Here is a 20,725-nt window from a genome sequence, read left to right on the forward strand (position 1 = left end):
AGAATTGTGCAAACGTTTACGAAAGTTTTTTGAAAAAAATGTATTGCTGAATGAATCTTTTTGCTTACTTTTGCAATCACAAGACGAAAGAGAAAGATTTACATTGAAAACAATATAGCTACTAATTCAAATCAAAAAGGAGCCATGCGTGATGTATGGCTCCTCTTTATTTATAAATCGTTGTTAATAAAAGCAAACCAATGTTATAAAATATGTAAAATATAAAAGAATGATAAGGGAATGTACAAATAATAGCTATCTTTGTGATTAGAATATAGATTAATAAAATAACCAATAACTGATAATATGAAACAAGATGAGACTTTTGTAAAGGGTGGTAATAACCCTTATGCACGTTCCCATGGTGGTCAACGTACAGGAAGCGAGACTTATATCCCAGGTATGAACGACTATACGCCAGGCAGTGCTCCGCAGGCAGCAAGCCCACAGGCAAAACCTAATACTCCTGTGGTGGGATTCTTGTATTCCATTTCCCGCAAAGGTATTGGTGAGTACTGGCCTCTGCACCTGGGTACCAATACTATCGGCAGAGCAGACGATAATGACATCTGCCTGAAGGAAATGTCGGTGTCAAGCAAACATGCTACCTTGAGCATCAAGCAGATGAAGAGCACTCACAAACTGATCGCTAGTATCCGTGATACTGGTTCGAAGACGGGTATGTACCTGAATGATGAGGAACTGGATTATGAGAATCATTCCTGTAAGACGAATGACATCATTACTGTGGGTGCTAATTATAAGTTGCTGCTCTTGTTGATTGACGCAGAGGAGTATGGTCTCTCCGTCGCTGAGGAGTTTGTGGAGGACAAGGATGCTGCTCCTGCTTCCAGTGGCGCATCTTTCCAAGGTGCGCGTGGCGGGTTCGGCGATGATGCCACACAGAATAATTTCCGTCCTTACAGTGCAGAACATCGTAACGTGGATACAGGAACGGTAGACTTGAGTGGTGCCGGTTTCGACGAACCAGGTGGAACGGAAATGATGTAAGACTAATCTACAGATAATACCATGTCTTTAATATATATACAAGGAGAAGAGGAAAAACGACAACACATACACTATGAGGTAGACCCGGAGTTGCCTTCGCTGGGCGAAGGTGGTATGGGACAGGTGTTGAAGGGTGTCAGGGTGAACGAGTCTAATGGACTCCGTCAGGATGTCGCTATTAAGTTCTTGTTCGAGGATCTGCCTGCCCATGCCATTGAACGTGCGAAGCGTGAGGCATCCATCCAGATTCATAACGAGAACCTGGTGGAGATGTTCGGATTCATCGAAGTGATGGAGAACCCTGACAGTGCCCGTCCCGTCAAACGCTACCATGTGGTCAGTGAGTTGTTACAAGGTGTGATGCTCTTTGACTTGCTGAATGGAAAAACAACAGATAAGAACGGCAATGAGGTGCCTTTCGCCCAGGAACTTTATAGCAAATACCAGAACGATCGTTTTGGCTTTGCCGTCTTCATCGTGAAGAATATCCTGTCGGGTCTGATGGCACTTCATGACAAAGGCTATATCCATCGTGACCTGGATCCAAGTAATATCATGATTACCACAGACAGAAAGGTGAAGATTATCGACTTTGGTATTGCCAAACGGTTGGATAACTTGAATACACAAGACCAGCAGCTGACCAGTACAGGACAGTTTATCGGCAAGGCAGCCTATGCCGCCCCGGAGTTGGTACTGGGTGATGTGCATAACCAGGACAAGACGACGGATATCTATGCCGTGGGTATCATGCTCTTCCAGTTTATCACAGGTTCCATGCCCTTCGAGGGAACAATGGCGGAACTCATCAAAAAACAGTTGAATGAGAAGATTCCCTTGAAAATGATTCCTTATAAGGCGGTGCGTAATATCGTTGCCAAGGCTACAGCCAAGAAACAGGCTGACCGCTACCAGTCGGCAGCGGAGATGCGTGTGGATATGGAGCATCTGTCGAAGAAGGATGCAATACCTTCTGCCACTAGTACAGGACAGGTAGTCGCCACTATCGCTGATGTGAAGAAAGGTAAAGGAAAACTGATAGGTATCGTTGCCGGTGCTGTGGTTTTGCTGGGCGTAATCCTTGGTGTGGCACTGAGTGGTGGCTCTAAGGAGGAAGCCGAGGAAAAACCACAAGTTGCCGTCGTACAAGAACCTGCCTTTGACGTGGCAGCAAGTTTTACAACGGCAAAGGACAAACTGTCGAATGCTGCTACCATCCAAGAGGGTGTCAACCTGTTGAATGAGATAGCTGCTAAGCATAGTGACGACGAGAAAGCTGCTGATGCCATTGCTTTGTTGGCTGCTCTGACACAGCCCGAGGACGCGGAGATCAGTCCCGATGAAGTCAAAGAGTTCAGGTCATTGACAGCGAATATCGTCAAGCGTGATGCCAGGAAAGCTCATCAGTTGGCGGAGAAAGCTTATCAAGCTAATCCACAGAGTTATAAGGCAACCTTTGAGCTTGCCACGGACTATCTTGCTGGTGCTATCCGTACTGGTGACGCTAATGTGCAGGATGTCGCAAAGGCAGCTAAGTTGTTTGAAGAGGGCATTAAGTTCGCCCGTCTGGGGGGTGACAAGGAGTATGTAGAGTTGTATACGACGCGTTTGGAGCAGGCTCGTAGTCTTGCGGCTAGTGAATAGTATATATAAAAACAAGGTGTATGCCAGGAAAGGTAACGAGAGAAGGAAACATCATCTACCTCAACGCCTATGGCCGTTGGTATCAGTATGATGAGACACGTCCGCCACTAGGGGCGGGAGCCATGGGGGTGGTGTATCTCGGACAGGACTGTCAGACACGTGAGCCGATAGCCGTCAAAAGGGTTGTCGACCGCTATGCCAATAATCCGGAGGTGCGCCGCAGAGCGCATCAGGAGGCAGATTTGATGTTCAGTCATCCTAACCTGGTGGAGATGCTGGGCTGTTGTGAACTGGATCCCTATCAGGGACCAATCTTTATCATCAGCCGTTTTGTGAAAGGGGAGAACATTGATAAGTTTATCAACGCACATGTTCGTTCGCTACCGAATGCGGAGCATCGCATCTGCGAACTCTTCCTGCCCGTGCTCGACGCCCTTGCCTACATCCATTCGAAAGGGATTATCCACATGGATATCAAACCTTCGAATATCATGATGGAACAGGGACGTAATGTGCGACTGATGGACTTGGGGATTTCTGACGTGACAGAGACCGTCAACAGCTCTACGTCGGGTATGATGGGAACTCCCAAATATGCCGCTCCAGAACAGTTCTCGGATGTGGAGAACAAGCCCCAGCTCACTTCGGCAACAGATATTTATGAGGCAGGAATCACCTTGTATGAGTTGATTACCAAACAGAACCCGTTCTCGGCAGCGACCATTGCGGAGGCGAAAGAACTACATCATGGCATGGTACTCCCGCAGGTACCAGGTATCTCTGATTCCGTCTTCGAGGTGACACGTAAGGCGACAGCCATCCATCCTTCTGACCGTTACCAGAATGCGAATGCGATGAAGGCGGCATTGAAAGCGGCACTGCCTCCCCGTAACTTCTCGAAGTTCGACAGGTTCATGAAAAAAGTACAAGACAGTAATGTGTCTGTCATAGCAAATATTCTTAAGAAATAATATATGAATGCAATTAAGACAGCCATGCCGTTCGCAGGCTATTGGGACACCCGACAAGGAGGCCGCCCTGAGAATCAGGACTCTTGCGGTTTCCTGGATACTGACAAGGGATTGATTGCCGTAGTCTGCGATGGAATGGGAGGTGGTCCTGCAGGACGACTTGCCTCCACAATCGCTGTTCAGAAGATTGTGGAGTATGTGGTCAACGCACCCCAAGACATGCCCCGTACAGAGATGGTTGCCCAGGCGATAGAGTATGCCCATCAGTCTATCCATGCCAAGGTGGCTGAGACTCCAGCGGTAAGGGGTATGGGCTCTACGGCTACTGTGGTACTGATTAACGACCATTCCGCAATTCTCGGACATGTGGGCGACAGTCGTATCTACCAGTTCCGCCGGGGTAGGAAAATATTCCGTACCGCCGATCACTCGATGGTGGGAGAACTGGTACGTAACGGTACATTGACAGAGGAGCAGGCAAGACTATCATCACAATCGAATATCATCACCAAAGCACTGGGGAGTAAGTTGTCAAACCTTGCGGAAGTTACAGAACGACCTTATGAAAAAGGTGACCGTTTCATGCTCTGTACGGATGGCATCTGGGGAGCACTTCCTGAACCAGAGCTGGTTAAGAAAGTCGCTAAGACCGTCTCTCTGTCGGGAGCCGTCGACGGCATTGTATTGGATGTGGATGAGATCGGTCGCAAAAATGGTAATAAGCATGATAACTTGACCATCGCATTATTAGAAACAAAGAAAGATTCATTATTAAAAGAGAAAATGAGTAAGACAACATTACGAACCCTTATCGGACTGGCAGTTATCTGTCTCGTGAGCATTATCCTGAACTTCGTGCTGCTCTTCCAGCAGTCCTCCGATAAAAATGATAGTGAGATGGAGGCACTTCTTGTGGAGAACGAGGCAAGGGGGAATCGTATCAGGAACCTGGAGGACAGTATCAATGTGCTATTGGGACATGTAGCAACTTCAAAACAGGAGGCTGCCGATGCTACCATGCAGGTAGCGAAGGAAAAAGAGAATCAGGCAGAGAAGGCAAAGAGTGAAGCGGAGCAGAAAGCAAAAGAAGCTAAGGAAGCTGCCGACCAGGCAAAGCAAGCTGCCAGTCAGGCTCAGGCTGCCGCTGATGCCATCCAGAAATCACGCAGTGGTGTTATCGCACAACTGACTAAAATCAAGGATATGCAGGAGAATACTGAGCGTAAACAGTTACGTACGACAGTGGCAGAACAGTTGAAGAGTCTTGCTGCCAAAGATACTAAGAACAAGACAACTTATGACGAGGTGAGAGAAAAACTGGGAAATAAGATTGCCACGGAGAACTCTGACAAAAGTGTGGGTCACTATAAGGCATTGATAACAAAGCTCCAATCAATTAAATAACGGATAGCCTATGAAAACAATTACAGTAGGACGCGGAGAGGGCTGTAACATCATCGTTGATGACGAGATGATGAGCCGCCGTCATGCAATTATAAAGATTCCCACTTTCGGGGGTATGGAGATTGTCGATATGAGTAAGAACGGCACTTTCGTCAATGGTGTCCGTCTTCGCCCCAATGTTCCATTCCCTATCACCCGTAAGGATGTGGTGAACTTTGCAGATGTGCACCAGTTGGACTGGTCAAAGGTACCTGACCCGTTGAAATATTATAAAATAGGTGTGATGGCTGTGGGAGGACTCGTCGTGCTTTTGTTGGCGATATTCTTGTTAAAGAGTTTGCTGAGTGGTTCTAAGGAAACACCGGCAGAGCCAGCTGTTGAGCAAGTGGCAAAACCTGTTCAGACTGTAGAGGCAGAGCAACAGCAAGAGTTGACTGAGGAGAAAAAGGAGGAGGAGACTGTTCCTGAGGAGAATGTTCCAGAGGCAACCTCACCAGAGGGTTCTGAGAACGCCTCTGCCAGCAAGAACGATGAGGTGATTGATGTCTATGGCGCTGCCCGTGCCAGCAAAAGGAAACGTGAGGCGGAGGAGCGTGCCCGTCAGCAGAAGGCAAGGGAGGCTCAGAAGGCAAAAGAGGCTCAGAAACAGCAGGACAGCAAGGCACCGTCCACCAGCAAGCCATCTGGTAAGAACAATAATAAAACAGTCGTAATGTAACATAACTAAAAACTTAAGCATATGAAAATTATCAAAATTGGTAGCTCGCAATCTTGCGACATCGTGTTAGACAGTAATTATGTTAGCAGCCTGCATGCTGAGATGACCATTCTTGACGATGGACAGATTATCCTGGAAGACAAGAATAGTAAGAACGGAACCATGGTTGGCAACAAGCGTATCGAACCTGGCAAGGAGGTCAATGTACAGCGTGGTGACCGTATCACGATTGCTGATACTCCATTAGTATGGGCAAAGGTTCCCGTAGCAGAGAAATTGACAAACTATAAGTCGGTGTATAACATCGGTTCTAACTACCGCAATGAAATTATCCTGAATAGTCAAACGGTAAGTCGCTTCCATGCTTCTGTAAGAATTGGAAAGGACGGCAAGACATATATCCATGATAATGGCAGCCGCAATGGTACTATGGTGAATGGTGTGAAGATTGGTGCAAACAAGGACGTCCGCATCAAGAAAGGTGATAACATCGTCTGTGGAACAGAGGATGTGACGGAACAGATTACAGCATTGATGCCTAAGACGAACATGACCATGATCTACGGTATCGCAGGGGCAGTAGGTGTGTTGGCACTGATTGGTATCCTCTTTGCTTTTTGGCCCAAGGGTGGCGACTCAGAGCCTGTTGCCGTTCTAAGTGACTCTACAACTGTTGCCGCTTCCTCCACCCCATCCAGTGTTTCTCCAGAGAAATACCGCAATACGGTGGTATATGTAGGTGCACAGTATCACTATATCGCTGAGTTTGAGGATAACCCGATGCCTGACACATGGAATGGCAAGATTGAGGACATCGCCGCACAGCAGCCTTATTGTGCAACGGCATTCTTCCTTGACCGTAAGGGTTATATGGGTACGAACCGTCATGTTGCTGTGCCCTGGGACTATCGTTCCAAGGAAGAGGACAACTGGATTCGTGAGCGTATTGAGTATCGCATAGAACTGATGCGCCGTACTTGTATGTATATGCAGACCGGTGATGACAGGCTGACGACCAGCAACAAAGGTAGGGATTTCTCAATGCCAACGATGCAGGCTTTTGCACAGACTGATTTGTTCAAGGCTATTAACAATCATATCCAGAAATTCGGTGCTGGATGGAGTGGGGAACTGAACAAAATCATAGATCGCCTGAACCGCTCTCGTTATGAAATATCCGGTGCAATCGATTATATTACTGTAGGATATGCGGGCAGAAACTACACACATCTGGATGAATTCCAGCGTTGTGACGTGGTTGCTGACTCTAAGGACAAGGATATAGATATCGCTCTTCTCCAGTTGAATGACAAGAAAACTCCTCAGGAGGTTGAGATGGTGTTCAGTCCAAGCGAATTCTGTACGGAGCGTCTGGTTCCTCTCAAGGACAAACTTTTCACCATCGGTTATCCTGCAGGTTTGAACTGGGCACTTGACAGAAAGACGAAATCACTGGAGCCTAGTATCAAGGAGACGAAGTGCAGCAAGGAACCTAGCAAATATGACTTCGAGTTCCAAGAACAGTCTGTTGGTGGAAGCAGTGGTTCTCCTGTCTTCAACGAAAGTGGTCAACTCGTGGGTATTTTGTGGGGTGGAACCAGTGTTGCAGGTGGCTTTACCAAAGCTGTACAGGCTAAGTTCTTGAAGAAGATTTACGATGAAGAAGCTGTTCAATAATGAGAATAAATAAAGGTCTTATCATATTACTGATGTGTCTTGCCCTGCCTATGGTGGGGCAAGCACAGTCTGCCCATTGGGCAGTAAGTCCCATCTATCAATCTGTCACACGGTTTGCCTCGAATCTGTTTAAGATTAAGACAGCGATGAGCACTGGTATTTGTGACGAGGAGGAGAAATGGGTGGTGTCACCTTCCATGGACTCTATCACGTACTTAACCAATGGATATGCCCTTGCCATGACTAAAAACAAGGACAGATACCGTATCATCTATGTTGTCAAGGAAAATGGTACCCGTGCGTCGCTGAAAGAGGAAGTGTACGTCAGTGAGTTTCCTTATTTCTCAGATGACCGTTGTGCGGTGGTAAACAAGAAAGGGAAATATGGTTTTATTGACCCTTCTGGAAAGTTGGTGATTCCTTGTTCTTATACGGCTGCTGTCCCCTTCCAGAATGGGGTCGCCCAAGTGGCAAAAGGCAAAGGAAAGAAAAAGGGTGATTTTATAGAGATTAATCCCTCTGGCTCTGTTGTTCGTACTATTGATCATTTGAATAAGGTGGATATAGGATTTGTGAACAGACCGTATGAGGCTCCTGACGATCCGTCTTTCTCACGGTTTATGGATAATAAGGAGTATGGCTATAAGGCAGGAAATACCACAATCCTCCCAACTCAGTTTGAAGAGGCGGAAAAGCCCTGTGACGGTCATGCTATTGTGATGGTTGACCACATGTATGGTGTGGTAAAATTCAATAGCGCTACCATTGATTGTCATGTTAGTGAGTCTGGCGGACAACTGAAGGTGGAAGCAGAGATACCCTCCATTTGGGAGAATAAGGTGGCGACATTATCCCGTATCGTCAATGATGCCTCTCGGAAAGAGTATGAGATGGAGGGTTCTGGTACAGAGCGTACGCTGACGACGAATGTGTCGAAGGAGAATGGTAAGAGAGTCTATGAACTTGCTTGTGATAAACTGATTCTATGGCGTAGTCAGTACAAGGTGGAGAGTTCCAAAGGGAAAGGATCTCAGGGTGGAACAGGAATCACAGTGAGTGCTCCTGCATCAGTGAAAGCCAACAAGAAAGGTGTTTGTGCAGTTCCTATCAAGGTCGTTAACCGTGGTAGTTCGGAGCGGTCAATCAGTATCTCTCTCAGTACTGGACAGAAAAGTTCTCTTAAGGTTGGTGCAGGAAAGACAGGCTCTGTGACAGTCAATGTCCCAGTGACCAAAAAGACCTCCTGTACGATTACGGCACGAGGTGGTGGCGTGTCCAGCTCATGTTCCACAACTTTGAATCCTGCAATTGTATTGTAAAGAGAAAAAGATGATGCGAAAATTCATAAGTTTCCTTTTATTTTTAGTGTCCTCATCTGTGATGGCACAGCAGAAGGTTTACGATAAACTGATCCTCATGGACGGAGACATCGTCGAGGGTCGTATCACGGTACAGCATCCGGGGAGGGATCTGGTGTTTTCAGTGGACAACCAGGAGAGAACCTACTTGTTAGAAGATGTTCTGGCAATAGAGCGTATCAAACGTACCGCTGACGATCTTTCGGGACTCAATGATATTGTTGAGACAAGGGATGGGAAAATCTATAAGGGACAGATTTTCAAGCAGCTAGTGGGAAAGTCTGTTTATTTGTTAGATGACAACGGGGTAGAGCGGATTATCAAGAACGCTGATATTGCCTGTCAGAAAAAAGAAAAGCTCAACCAGGCACAGACTTTGGTAGAGCAGACTCCCTTCTTGGATGTGGTGGTTACGGAGACAGGTCGTTATCAGGGTGTTATCGTTCTTCAGGATTATGGAACAGATAAGGCGCCCAGCTTCTTGTGTGTGGAAGATGCCGATGGTCAGCAGCATAAAGTAGAGATAGCTGCGATTACGGAGATACAACGTATTCCGAATAATCAATATCTGCTCGTCAAAGAATTCAAGGTTGGTGCTGGGGAGGTTTTCTTTAATAGGAATTTGGTAATGGCATTAAATGGTGCCACGGACGATGATGCCACCTTCAAGATTGACCGTGCGAATATACAGGCTCCTGTCGTAGACAGTCCCTTGATGATAGAGATGATGGACACACCTGGTAATCAGCAGGGTATATTGATCCGTGCTGACGTTCAGACCCAAAAGAAAAAAGAGATATTGTCTTTTGGTTATAAGGATATGGTACTTTCTCCAATCCGCCCTCGTTCTACGACAACTGTCAGGCAAACATTAAGGATGGAGTACGGCGTGTCATCGGGTTTTTATGTATTTTTCATCCCACAAGGTCAGAAGGCTTATATCTGTGAAGTTAGATGAGGATAGATCCAATCGCTTTTTTCCGATCACCTTTTACGTCGAAATTCGGAATACCACGACAGAGTGGAATAGTGAGTGAACTGAGAGGTAAAATCCTGTTTACGAATGATTATGCGCAGGCTGATGCACTGCGTGGCTTGGAGGAATATGACTATCTGTGGTTGATATGGGGTTTCTCAGAGCATATAGGAGTAGAGAAACATGCCACGGTGCGTCCACCATTATTAGGAGGAAATGAACGGGTAGGCGTTTGGGCTACCCGTTCTCCTTTCCGTCCTAATAATCTCGGACTCTCCTCCGTGCGTATCCTTGCTATTCATCCTGAGATTCCTGATATTGAGGTGTCTGGCGCTGATCTCATGGATGGCACTCCTATCTATGATATAAAACCTTACCTCCCTTATGTCGACAGCCATGCAGAAGCACGGGGTGGTTTCACGGATACTCATCAATGGAAACGACTGGAAGTGGTGATACCCGACATGGTCCGTCCTTGCTTTGATGAAGAGCAGTGGCGAGTGATAGAGGAGATATTGTCTTTAGACCCCCGTCCTCATTATCATGAAGATGACCAGCGTATGTATGGCATGCCCTTTGCAGACAGGGATATCCATTTCAGGGTGAGTAACGGGGTATTGACAATTGATAAGATAGTTTAATTTATTTTACAGAAAAAGGAGGAAAAATTTGCATGGTTGGAGAATAATCCATATATTTGCAGCAAAGTAATGAACGTAGAGGATAAAAATCATGTTGATGATCTTAGTTGCATTTATAATTATTTTGATGGCATTGGTATGCTGTTTGTGGTATATCAAGACATTGAAAGACCGACTGAGGGAGAATGCTAAGTCAGAGAAAATGAAGAAGGCATTCCTCCAGAATATCCATCATGAGATATGTGTACCCTTGAAAGCTGTGAAGGACTTGGCGGGTGTGGTAGGGAAAGAGGACTTGTACCTCTCGAAGAATGAGAAGCGCAATATCTCTGATCAGCTAACCTATAATGCTAATCTGGTGGACACCTTGTTTGATGAAGTGGTTATGTTCTCCGAGAATGTTTATGAGAAACACCAGTTACATTTGGAGTCATTCAGTCCGAATGCACTTTGTCGCCGATGTCTAGAAGCCAATATGTTTAGTATCTATCACCGTCAGGCGGTGAAATTGAATTTCAAGCGTGAGTTGAATGATGAGTTCTTTGTGAAGAACGACCGCCATATGGTGGAACTGGTGCTTAACAAACTGATATTAAATGCTTGTCGTTTCACGGAGGTCGGCGAGGTGTTGGTAGGGTGTAATACCAGTGAGAACACTGACCAGTTGACTTTCTTCGTGGAAGATACAGGAAACGGGGTTCCAGAGAATCGTCGTAATAAACTCTTCACATGGTTTGAGAAGCCAGAGGAGATGGCTGATGAAGTGGAGCTTGACTTGAGTATTTGTCACCGTATCGCTATCAAGGTGGGAGGAGCACTTTATATGGATGAGAACTACCACCGTCGTGGTACTCGTTTTGTATTCATTCTTCCATTGAGGCATTCTTAATCTTCGGAATCTTCAGTTTGATCTAGTTGATTCTGCCATAAGTATTTGCGGGTTTCGTGGACGATAATACCATTTAGTGCTAATAGGGATATCAAATTGGGTATCGCCATAAGAGCATTCATACAATCAGCAAGATTCCATACGATATCAAGTTGTATAACGCTTCCTATGAATACCACAATGACGAAAGCGATGCGGTAGGGTATGACCCAGCGGCTTCCTTTGAGATATTCCATAGCTTTCTCGCCATAATAGCTCCACCCTAGAATGGTAGTGAAGGCAAACGTTAGCAGACCGAATATTAACAAAGGTTCTCCTACTATTGGTATTTTGGAAAATGCCATGTGTGTCAGTGTAGCACCGTTGCTGAATGAGATATCGGGATAGTGTAGCACACTGCTCACAATCACAATACCCGTCATGGCACAGATGACCACAGTGTCCCAGAAAGTACCACTGCTTGATACAAGTGCCTGCCGGACAGGGTTACGCGTTTGAGCTGCTGCGGCAACGATAGGTGCGGAACCCAATCCCGATTCATTACTAAACAGACCTCGCGCAATACCATAGCGGGCTGCCGTCATCACAGCGGCTCCTACGAAACCACTTCCCGCAGCCTGGGGGGTGAACGCACATTTAACAATCATTTTGATGGCAGGCCATACAAAGTCGATGTTGACAAAAATAATATAGATGCAACCCACGACATAAAAAACTGCCATCATAGGCACTAAGGCAGAACATACCCGTGCAATGCTCTTCACACCACCTAATATCACTGATGCTATTAACAAGGCGATAATGGTTCCCGTGAAATAGGGCGATATGGCATATGTCTCCTTAGTTACGGTGGCTATGGCATTAGCTTGTACGGTATTACCGATGCCAAAGGCTGCAATTGCCGTAAAGATGGCAAACAAAATAGCGAGCCATTTCCATTTCAGTCCGTATTCCAAGGCGTACATCGGCCCGCCGATGAACTGTCCGTCTTCTTTCTTCTTACGGTATTTGATGGCAAGCAGACCTTCTGCATATTTCGTGGCAATACCGAATACACCTGTCAGCCAGCACCACAGCACAGCGCCAGGACCTCCCAGTGCGATGGCTGTAGCCACGCCGATGATGTTACCAGTGCCAATCGTGGCAGCAAGAGCGGTTGCAAGGGAAGCAAACTGCGATACGTCACCAGTCGCCTCCGTGTCTTTTTTTACTGAAATGCGTATTGCTTTGAATATATAGCGTTGGGGTACACGCAGTCTTATCGTCAGATATATATGTGTTCCTAGTAAGAGGATAATCATGGGCCATCCCCATAACAATCCACTGAGGTCTGCAAAAAAATGATTGAGTTGCTCCATCTTTTCCTATTCTTTATACAGTATTTTCACATGCTTAAATCCCATACCCTGCATCACTTGACGTACCTGTCCTTGGCCATTTTGCTCTGCAATTTGCAGGTTTTGGCGAGTCATTCCACGCCGTAGCATCATTTGGTATGCTTTGCGAAGCATCGCTTCACGGTCTTTTGCCGTCCAACTGCCACTCTCATAAAAACTCTTGGTACGTGCCTCGTCTATGAAATCATGGTCAAGGAGACTGATTTGGGGCAGGGTAATCTCGATGGTGTCACCTCGTGTTACAATCCATCCTGGTTCAACCTGTTTGAGATTGACCCCCAGACGCATCGTACCATAATAGATTCTTACCAAATGGTCATCGGAAAAGATCCCGTGACGGATAGTGTCCACCATCTCTTCGTCACTGATGGAAAGGAACTCCCATTCTCCAATCTCTTTGATGCTTTGTATCTGTTGTGGAGTGATGTCTATCTTCTGGTCGGCACCAATTCTCAGACGTGTGGTCTTGATGTCACGATAGACCCACCCAACCAGAAGCACCAGTAGGATAAGTACTATGCCGATGGCGGTCAGACTCAGTAAGGGATTATTGATTCTTCTCATGTTCGATATCCAGATGAATAAGTGACTGAAGGTCACGTAACCCATATTCCTTACGGAACTGAATGATAATATCCTCTTCCTGATAGCCCATTTGTTTGATGAGTGGTACTAGAACACGCGCAGCATTCTCTTGAGCTGTGTGAAGGATGTTCAATTGTGGAATACTCTCTATGATGGCAGCACGACCTTGTCGCTCATAATTCGTCATCTCCGCATCAGTGAAATGGGAACGTACCAATCCTATATATTCCTTGATGTTCTTTTGGTCAATCTTCGAGCTGGTCATGATTACCTGAGGGTCGGGCAGGATGATAATAATCTTTCCATCGGTCTTCTCAACATTACGTTCAGAGAAGTTACTCATATCAATATATGCCTTTAATGTCGCATCCATCGGAATAGCTATCTTCCGGTCTCCCAAGGGCATCTTGAGATTGAAGTCTTGGGCAAGGAAAGTACCTTTAAGTCGAATCACATCATCGTGGGTCACTATCTTGTGAATCTTGTATTCAGTAGTATAGATACGGGAACATTGCCGGATATGGGTGACAAGGGATGGAAGTGTGTCGGCAGGAACAGACACAATCTCTTCCTTTTGCTGTTGATGACAACCGCAAAGACTAAAGAGGATGATGGCAAATATGAGAATATATCTTGTCATTTTATATATTATTGGGTACAAAGTTAGTTAAAATTTATCAAATTGCTATCGTTCTCCCCCTTTTTTTAGACTAACATTAAACTTTTTCTCTTCTTTTGCGTCAGAAAGATAACAAAAGACTTAATAAGCAAAAAGACACTCTCAACCAAAATACACAAAAACTGATTAATAGATGATATCATAGTGATTTAGGTTAACATAGTGTTTTCATGGGGGGCAAGCGTGCCCCTTTTTTTCTGTATAATCATCAAACTCCTTGTAGAATATACAAAAACAGAGTAACTTTTTAAACAATTTAGATTTTCTTTTGTTCGGTTCTTAATTTATTTCGTAACTTTGCCATCAGAGATGGCGAACTTACTCCGTCTCGGCATAAAAAAGATTAAAATCTTTTGTTCTACTCTCGACTTTTCGTAACTTTGCAACCATGAAGCAACATCATTATGAAGGATTGACAAAGGAAGAGGTGTTGGAAAGTCGTCTGCGGTATGGCACGAATGTTTTTTCTGAGCCGGAAAAAGTACCTTTGTGGATTCGTTTTCTCCAGAAGTTCAAAGATCCTTTAATTATTATTTTGCTAGTGGCAGGTGTCTTGTCAGTTAGTATTTCTTTCTATGAGTATTTTGTCTTGCGGGAAGATACTACCGTTTTCTTTGAGCCCGTAGGAATCTTTATCGCAATCCTGCTTGCTACGGGACTGGCTTTTCTTTTTGAGGTGAAAGCCGACCGTGAGTTTGCGATTCTCAATCAGGTAAATGATGAGGAACCCGTTGTGGTCATTCGTGAGGGGCGAAGACTGCAAATTCCTAAATGTGATGTTGTTGTTGGCGATATTGTATTAATCAATACAGGTGACGAGATACCTGCTGATGGATTGTTACTGGAAGCTGTGTCGATGAATGTTGATGAATCGACGTTGACAGGAGAACCAGTATGTTATAAAAGTGTGGCAGATCAGGATTTTGACCCCGAGGCTACTTTCCCCACTAATCAGGTTTTGCGTGGAACGAAAGTAATGGAGGGTCATGGTATTTTCCGAGTTCAGGCTGTTGGTGATGCCACTGAGAATGGCAAGGTCTATGAGGCGGCGCGAATTGATGACAGTGTGAAGACACCGTTAAATGAACAGTTAGAGCGTTTGGGAATTCTTATCGCAAGGGTAAGCTATGGTATTGCTTTCTTGGTGATTGTTGGTCGTGTTATGATGTATTTTCATCATTACGACTTTGAATGGGTTCATTTCGTGTCCTATGTTTTGCAGACAGTGATGATAGCCGTGACATTGATTGTCGTTGCTGTCCCTGAGGGACTTCCCATGGCGGTGACATTGAGCCTTGCTTATAGCATGCGTCGTATGTTGAAGACGAATAATCTGGTGCGGAAGATGCATGCCTGTGAGACTATGGGGGCAGCTACCGTTATCTGTACGGATAAAACGGGAACACTGACACAGAACGTCATGCATGTTTATGAGACATGTTTTGAGACAGAAGGAGAGCAGTGCCAACATCGGGTCTGTCAGGGAATCGCGGTGAATACAACAGCGTCGTTACAGATAGATGAGGGGACATCACCAAAGGTCTTGGGTAATCCGACAGAGGGCGCCTTGCTGTTATGGTTGTATGATCAGGGTATTGACTATCGGGCATTGAAAGAGGAAGTGGTCTATGAGATGGAGCTCCCTTTCTCTACAGAGCGTAAGTTGATGGCGGTGGTTATCAAGACGGATCAGGAAAGAATCCTCTATGTAAAGGGTGCTCCTGAGATTGTATATGAGAAGTGCGTGTTGTCTGATCAGAAAAAGGAGGATATACAGAAACGGTTACTTACCTATCAGGAGCAAGGGATGCGTACATTAGGATTTGCTTACCAGCGATTAGATGATACAGAGATGCCTATCGTAGGACAGCAATTGGTTGCAAATCAGATGACATTCCTGGGTGTGGTGGCTATCTCTGATCCTGTCCGTCCCGATGTGCCGCAAGCAGTCCGTGAATGTATGGAAGCGGGTATCGCCGTGAAAATAGTGACGGGTGATACCGCTGCCACTGCCCGGGAGATTGCCCGTCAGGTGGGACTGTGGTCGGATGATGATACGGATCGTCAGTTGATAACCGGTCCGGAGTTTGCCGCCTTGTCAGATACGGAGCTACTGGAACGGTTGATGGATCTGAAGGTAATAGCTCGTGCCCGACCGATGGATAAGAAACGATTGGTGGAGGCATTGCAGTTATTAGGACAAGTGGTTGCTGTAACCGGTGATGGTACCAATGACGCTCCAGCTTTAAAAGCGGCTCATGTAGGACTCTCCATGGGAGATGGAACCTCGGTGGCAAAAGAGGCTTCGGACATTACTATTATTGACAATTCTTTCAGTAGCATTGGCAGAGCGGTCATGTGGGGACGTTCCCTCTATCGGAATATCCAACGTTTTATTCTGTTCCAGATGACAGTTAATGTAGTGGCATGTCTGATCGTCCTGGTAGGTGCTTTCATGGGTACAGAGGTGCCGCTGACAGTGACACAGATGTTGTGGGTAAATCTGATTATGGATACTTTTGCTGCCATGGCATTGGCTTCCCTGCCACCATCTACCTCGGTGATGAAGGAGAAACCTCGTGATCGTCGCTCTTTCATCATCAATCGTGATATGGCAAGACAGATTATAGGGGTAGGGTGTACCTTCTTTATAGTGTTGATATGCCTTCTATACCATTATGAGAGGAATGGGTGGTCGCCTTATGAGCAGAGTTTGTTCTTTACAATCTTTGTCATGCTCCAGTTTTGGAATATGTTTAATGCCCGTGCCTTTGCAACAAGGGAGAGTGCTTTGAAGATAAGCGGTTGTCGTGGTTTCCTGCTGATAGCCCATCTGGTATTTTTTGGACAGCTCCTGATTGTCACGTTGGGTGGCAGGATGTTCAATGTAACACCTTTGCGTTGGCAGGACTGGTTATTGATTATCAGTGCTACCTCTGTTGTGTTATGGATCGGGGAAATCGGTCGCTTGAGAGTAAAAAGAACTGCCAACCAAAGAAAATAACGCCTTTTGTACTTATTTAACCGATTTTTTTGTATCTTTGCAACATTATAAAGAATAAAAAAGATGAAAACGAACAGATGCTATTTCTTCCTGATGGTATGCCTCGCTTTGGCTATGATGGCTTGTGGTGGAAAGAAAAAGAGTGACAATATTATCACAGAGCGTGCGGAAATCCCCAAGCCACAGGAGCCTGTACGTTTACAACCTTATTCTGATAGCAGGGATGTCAATTGGATAGGACGTTCCTATCATCTGGACATCAATCGTCAGCCCAGTGATTCCTTACCAATGGTCAAGGATGAGATTGGTCAGCAGTTTGTGGATAACTGTATCACATTGGTAGTCTCTCGTCAGGATGGTTCCAAGTTTTATAGTCATAAATTTACCAAAAAGGATTTCGACAAATATCTTGATGATGACTATCGGAAGACGGGTATTTTGGAAGGATTGGTGTTTGATAAAGCAGAAGGAGACTGGTTGGAGTTTGCTGCTAGTGTCAGTCATCCCCAAACAGATGAGTATATCCCTTTGATTGTCCGTCTCTCACGAATGGGGGAGATATCTATCAAGCGTGATTCTCAGATGGATACAAATGCCATTGAAGAGGAAAAAGAAGAGGAAGGTGTTTAATATTTTACTTATTTCCTGAAAATAAAGATTCCCATAGTCGGGAGAAGGTACTCATGTTGGGCATGATGATATCTGCTCCTTTGCTCTTTAGCGCCTCATCGGGTAAAGGACCGGTGTTGACGGCAACCGTGAAACACTTTGCGGCAACGGCAGCCTGTACCCCCAAAGGAGCGTTCTCTACGACAATTGTTTCCCAGGGATTAGTGCCTACCTTCCTCATACCTGCCAGATAAGGTTCTGGAGCGGGTTTCCCATGTGTGACATCGAAACTGGTGACAATCAGATCCTGTTGGATCAATCCATTATAATCTGTCACTAATTTGTCTAATAAGGTATGTTGTCCACTTCCTGTTACGACGCATATCTTTAAACCGTCAGCCTTGATTTGTCGCATGAGGTCCTCGGTGCCTTCCATCTTGTGGGCAGGGGGGCATTGACTGAAAAGAGAAGCTTTGATCTCATAAATCCGTTGTGCTTCCTCATCACTGATCTCGCGGTTCCATTGTTGGCGTGCTTTCAGTTTAATCGTCTCAACTCCTCGCATACCCTCATAAAGATATGCTTCACTCTCCTCCATTTGTATACCGACGGAACTCATCGCCTGATGCCATGAACGGGCATGGTTGGGCATTGAGTCATAAATGACCCCGTCCATATCGAAAAGCACGGCTTTCGGACAAAATTGTCTGAAGCCGTGCTTTGCTAAGTATTTCTTAATTGCCAGTTCCATTGTCTTCTAGATATGCTAGAGACTCTAGACATTTTTACTTCTCTTTGGCAAGACGCTCCTTGATGGTCTTTGAGTCAGCCTCATAACCAGGTTTATCAAGTAAGGCAAACATATTCTTCTTGTAAGCCTCCACACCAGGTTGGTTGAAGGGGTTAACGCCCAATACATTACCGCTGATACCGCATCCAATCTCGAAGAAGTAGATCAATTGCCCAATATAATATTCATTCAGTTTGGGAACACTGATCCGGATGTTGGGAACACCACCGTCCACATGGGCAAGACGGGTACCGAGCTCTGCCATTTTATTAACTTCGTCAACTCGTTTACCAGCCAGGAAGTTCAAACCATCCAGATTCTCTTCGTCCTCTGGGAACAACAGTTTCTTCTCAGGTTCCTCAATGGATATTACGGTCTCAAAAATAGTGCGTTCACCGTCTTGAATCCACTGACCCATGGAGTGAAGGTCGGTAGTGAAATCCACTGAAGCAGGGAATATACCCTTCTTGTCCTTACCCTCAGACTCTCCGTAGAGCTGTTTCCACCACTCACTGACGAAATGCAGCTTGGGCTGGTAGTTCACCATAATCTCTATCTTTTTCCCTTTACCATAGAGGGCGTTACGAACTGCGGCATACTGAGCTGCCGGGTTCTCGTCAAAGGCAACATCTTTTCCGCAAGCCTTTTCCATGTCCTGAGCACCAGCAACCAACTGTTTGATGTCAAAACCAGCGCAAGCAATAGGCAGGAGTCCAACTGGAGTAAGAACAGAGAAACGTCCACCAACGTTGTCGGGGATGATGAAACTCTTATAACCTTCCTTGTCGGCGCAGGTACGGGCAGCACCACGCTTGGCATCTGTAACAGCTACGATTACTTTTTTCGCTTCTTCCTTACCACGTTGTGCCTCACATTGCTTCTTCAGCAGACGGAAGGTCAATGCCGTCTCTGTTGTCGTACCCGATTTAGAGATGTTGATGACGCCAAACTTCTTGTTTTTGAGGTATTCTGTCAGTTCATACAGATAGTCCTCACCGATGTTGTTACCTGCAAATAGGATAGTGGGGTTCTTCTGATCTTGAATCAGCCAACCGAATGAGTTGCTCAATGCCTCGATAACGGCACGCGCACCTAAATAAGAACCACCGATACCTGCTACAACCACTGCCTCGCAGTTGTCACGAAGGACCTTGGCGGTAGCCTCAATCTCATCGAGGAATGCGGGAGTAATCTCTGTGGGCAGATGCAGCCAACCTAAGAAATCGTTACCAGGGCATGTGCCATTTTCCAAAGCCTCTTGAGCGGCTTTTACTTTCGGTTCGAAAGATTTTACAGCGCCTGCTTCCAAGAAACAAGCAGCCTTTGTGATGTCAAGTTTAATACTCATAGTTTTATTATTATCTAAATGAATCTGTTAATAGCTTAATCTCAATCTGTGGGGAAATGCGCTCATAAAGAATATTATAGACCGCATCAAGTATGGGCATGTTGACATGACAGTGACGGTTAATCTCCTTCATGCACTTTGTTCCAAAATAGCCTTCTGCGATCATCTCCATCTCTATCTGTGCCGATTTGACGGAATAACCTTTTCCAATCATCGTTCCAAAAGTACGGTTACGGGAGAAATTGGAATAACCTGTCACCAGAAGGTCACCTAGGTAAACGCTGTCCACGATATTACGTTCGATGGGGTGTACCACTTTCAAGAACCGTGCCATCTCCTGTACGGCATTCGCCATTAGTACAGCCTGGAAGTTGTCGCCGAATTTCAAACCATTACAGATACCAGCAGCAATAGCGTATACATTCTTTAATACGGAGGAATATTCAATACCAATCACATCGGTTGATGTCTTGGTCTTGATATAGTCACTGCTCATAATGTCTGCAAAAGCCTCAGCCTTTTCTCTGTCGGCACATCCTACCGTTAGGTAGCTGAGTCGTTCCAATGCCACTTCTTCCGCATGGGAAGGTCCTCCAATGCAAGCGAGGTTCTCATAAGGCACATCATAAACCTGGTGGAAATATTCCGAGCATACCAGATTCTCGTCTGGTACGATACCTTTGATGGCGGTAATGATGAATTTGTCGCGGATACGGGTCTTCAGTTTCTTCAGATGACTCTTCAGATAAGGAGATGGGGTGACAAACACCAGTGTATCATACATCTGCACTATCTTATTAAGGTCACTAGAGAAGAATATCTCGTCAGTATTGAAACGGACACTCATCAGATAAGCGGGGTTATGCCCTAGGCGCTTGAAATCATCAATACGATCGTCACGACGCATGTACCATCCAATGTGGTGAGTATGTCCCACCACAATTTTGGCAATTGCCGTAGCCCAGCTACCGCCGCCAATGATGGCTATTTTCCCGCAGTTGTACATGACAACAATAAACGTTAT

18 protein-coding genes are annotated in these 20,725 nt (G+C 45.6%); 12 read left to right on the top strand and 6 right to left on the bottom strand.

Features of this window, described 5'->3' with window-relative positions; genetic code table 11:
• Nucleotides 1-306: 306 nt before the first annotated feature.
• The 10 genes from BM257_RS09440 (at nucleotide 307) to BM257_RS09485 (ending at nucleotide 11,289) form a co-directional block, all read left to right on the top strand.
• A complete protein-coding gene (locus BM257_RS09440) occupies nucleotides 307-1,011 on the top strand; it encodes an FHA domain-containing protein (RefSeq protein ID WP_092071604.1) in 705 nt (234 codons plus the stop codon).
• A 21-nt stretch (nucleotides 1,012-1,032) separates the two neighbouring features.
• On the top strand, nucleotides 1,033-2,655 hold the full coding sequence (locus tag BM257_RS09445; protein ID WP_092071607.1) for a serine/threonine protein kinase: 1,623 nt from the start codon (nucleotides 1,033-1,035) through the stop codon (nucleotides 2,653-2,655).
• A gap of 20 nt (nucleotides 2,656-2,675) precedes the next feature.
• Nucleotides 2,676-3,626, top strand: coding sequence for a serine/threonine-protein kinase (locus BM257_RS09450; protein WP_092071610.1), 951 nt, complete (start codon nucleotides 2,676-2,678; stop codon nucleotides 3,624-3,626).
• Between the two features lie 3 nt (nucleotides 3,627-3,629).
• Nucleotides 3,630-5,030, top strand: a complete 1,401-nt coding sequence (locus BM257_RS09455; protein ID WP_092071613.1) for a PP2C family protein-serine/threonine phosphatase — start codon at nucleotides 3,630-3,632, stop codon at nucleotides 5,028-5,030.
• A 10-nt stretch (nucleotides 5,031-5,040) separates the two neighbouring features.
• Nucleotides 5,041-5,748 (top strand): FHA domain-containing protein, encoded by a 708-nt coding sequence (locus BM257_RS09460; RefSeq protein WP_092071616.1) that lies wholly within the window; start codon nucleotides 5,041-5,043, stop codon nucleotides 5,746-5,748.
• Nucleotides 5,749-5,769: 21 nt separating this feature from the next.
• Nucleotides 5,770-7,425 (top strand): FHA domain-containing protein, encoded by a 1,656-nt coding sequence (locus BM257_RS09465; protein ID WP_092071619.1) that lies wholly within the window; start codon nucleotides 5,770-5,772, stop codon nucleotides 7,423-7,425.
• Nucleotides 7,425-8,744 carry a WG repeat-containing protein gene (locus tag BM257_RS09470; protein ID WP_092071622.1) on the top strand — a complete coding sequence of 440 codons (1,320 nt, stop codon included), beginning with the start codon at nucleotides 7,425-7,427 and terminating at the stop codon, nucleotides 8,742-8,744. Before BM257_RS09465 ends, BM257_RS09470 begins: the two co-directional genes overlap by 1 nt.
• Nucleotides 8,745-8,754: 10 nt before the next feature.
• A complete protein-coding gene (locus BM257_RS09475; protein WP_143096821.1) occupies nucleotides 8,755-9,741 on the top strand; it encodes a hypothetical protein in 987 nt (328 codons plus the stop codon).
• Nucleotides 9,738-10,400, top strand: a complete 663-nt coding sequence (gene tsaA / locus BM257_RS09480) for a tRNA (N6-threonylcarbamoyladenosine(37)-N6)-methyltransferase TrmO (RefSeq protein ID WP_092071627.1) — start codon at nucleotides 9,738-9,740, stop codon at nucleotides 10,398-10,400. Before BM257_RS09475 ends, tsaA begins: the two co-directional genes overlap by 4 nt.
• A gap of 91 nt (nucleotides 10,401-10,491) precedes the next feature.
• The gene (locus BM257_RS09485; RefSeq protein WP_092071630.1) at nucleotides 10,492-11,289 is read left to right on the top strand and encodes a sensor histidine kinase; all 798 of its coding nucleotides are present in this window, start codon (nucleotides 10,492-10,494) and stop codon (nucleotides 11,287-11,289) included.
• On the opposite strand, the gene BM257_RS09490 is transcribed toward BM257_RS09485, so the two are convergent.
• The 3 genes from BM257_RS09490 to BM257_RS09500 are packed head-to-tail and all read right to left on the bottom strand — an operon-like array spanning nucleotide 11,286 to nucleotide 13,911.
• Entirely contained in the window at nucleotides 11,286-12,647 is a 1,362-nt protein-coding gene (locus BM257_RS09490) for an alanine/glycine:cation symporter family protein (RefSeq protein ID WP_092071634.1), read from the bottom strand. The two genes, BM257_RS09485 and BM257_RS09490, sit on opposite strands and share 4 nt — an antisense overlap.
• Before the next feature lie 6 nt (nucleotides 12,648-12,653).
• A complete protein-coding gene (locus BM257_RS09495; protein ID WP_092071637.1) occupies nucleotides 12,654-13,250 on the bottom strand; it encodes a DUF4230 domain-containing protein in 597 nt (198 codons plus the stop codon).
• Nucleotides 13,234-13,911 carry a DUF4230 domain-containing protein gene (locus BM257_RS09500; protein WP_092071640.1) on the bottom strand — a complete coding sequence of 226 codons (678 nt, stop codon included), beginning with the start codon at nucleotides 13,909-13,911 and terminating at the stop codon, nucleotides 13,234-13,236. Before BM257_RS09500 ends, BM257_RS09495 begins: the two co-directional genes overlap by 17 nt.
• Nucleotides 13,912-14,338: 427 nt before the next feature.
• Between BM257_RS09500 and BM257_RS09505 the strand changes: the two genes are divergently transcribed.
• Together BM257_RS09505 and BM257_RS09510 are read left to right on the top strand one after the other, a co-directional pair.
• Nucleotides 14,339-16,954 (top strand): calcium-translocating P-type ATPase, PMCA-type, encoded by a 2,616-nt coding sequence (locus tag BM257_RS09505; RefSeq protein ID WP_092071643.1) that lies wholly within the window; start codon nucleotides 14,339-14,341, stop codon nucleotides 16,952-16,954.
• Nucleotides 16,955-17,017: 63 nt separating this feature from the next.
• The gene (locus tag BM257_RS09510; RefSeq protein ID WP_092071646.1) at nucleotides 17,018-17,584 is read left to right on the top strand and encodes a DUF4738 domain-containing protein; all 567 of its coding nucleotides are present in this window, start codon (nucleotides 17,018-17,020) and stop codon (nucleotides 17,582-17,584) included.
• A 4-nt stretch (nucleotides 17,585-17,588) separates the two neighbouring features.
• On the opposite strand, the gene BM257_RS09515 is transcribed toward BM257_RS09510, so the two are convergent.
• From BM257_RS09515 to BM257_RS09525, 3 genes are read right to left on the bottom strand one after another with little or no spacing between them, the layout of a single operon-like run.
• Nucleotides 17,589-18,314, bottom strand: a complete 726-nt coding sequence (locus BM257_RS09515) for an HAD family hydrolase (protein ID WP_092071648.1) — start codon at nucleotides 18,312-18,314, stop codon at nucleotides 17,589-17,591.
• A 34-nt stretch (nucleotides 18,315-18,348) separates the two neighbouring features.
• Entirely contained in the window at nucleotides 18,349-19,701 is a 1,353-nt protein-coding gene (locus BM257_RS09520) for a glucose-6-phosphate isomerase (protein WP_092071651.1), read from the bottom strand.
• Between the two features lie 10 nt (nucleotides 19,702-19,711).
• The gene (locus tag BM257_RS09525; protein WP_092071654.1) at nucleotides 19,712-20,707 is read right to left on the bottom strand and encodes an NAD(P)H-dependent glycerol-3-phosphate dehydrogenase; all 996 of its coding nucleotides are present in this window, start codon (nucleotides 20,705-20,707) and stop codon (nucleotides 19,712-19,714) included.
• Between the last annotated feature and the right edge of the window lie 18 nt (nucleotides 20,708-20,725).

It is taken from the genome of Prevotella sp. tf2-5 (assembly GCF_900115435.1).
Classification (GTDB): Bacteria; Bacteroidota; Bacteroidia; order Bacteroidales; family Bacteroidaceae; genus Prevotella.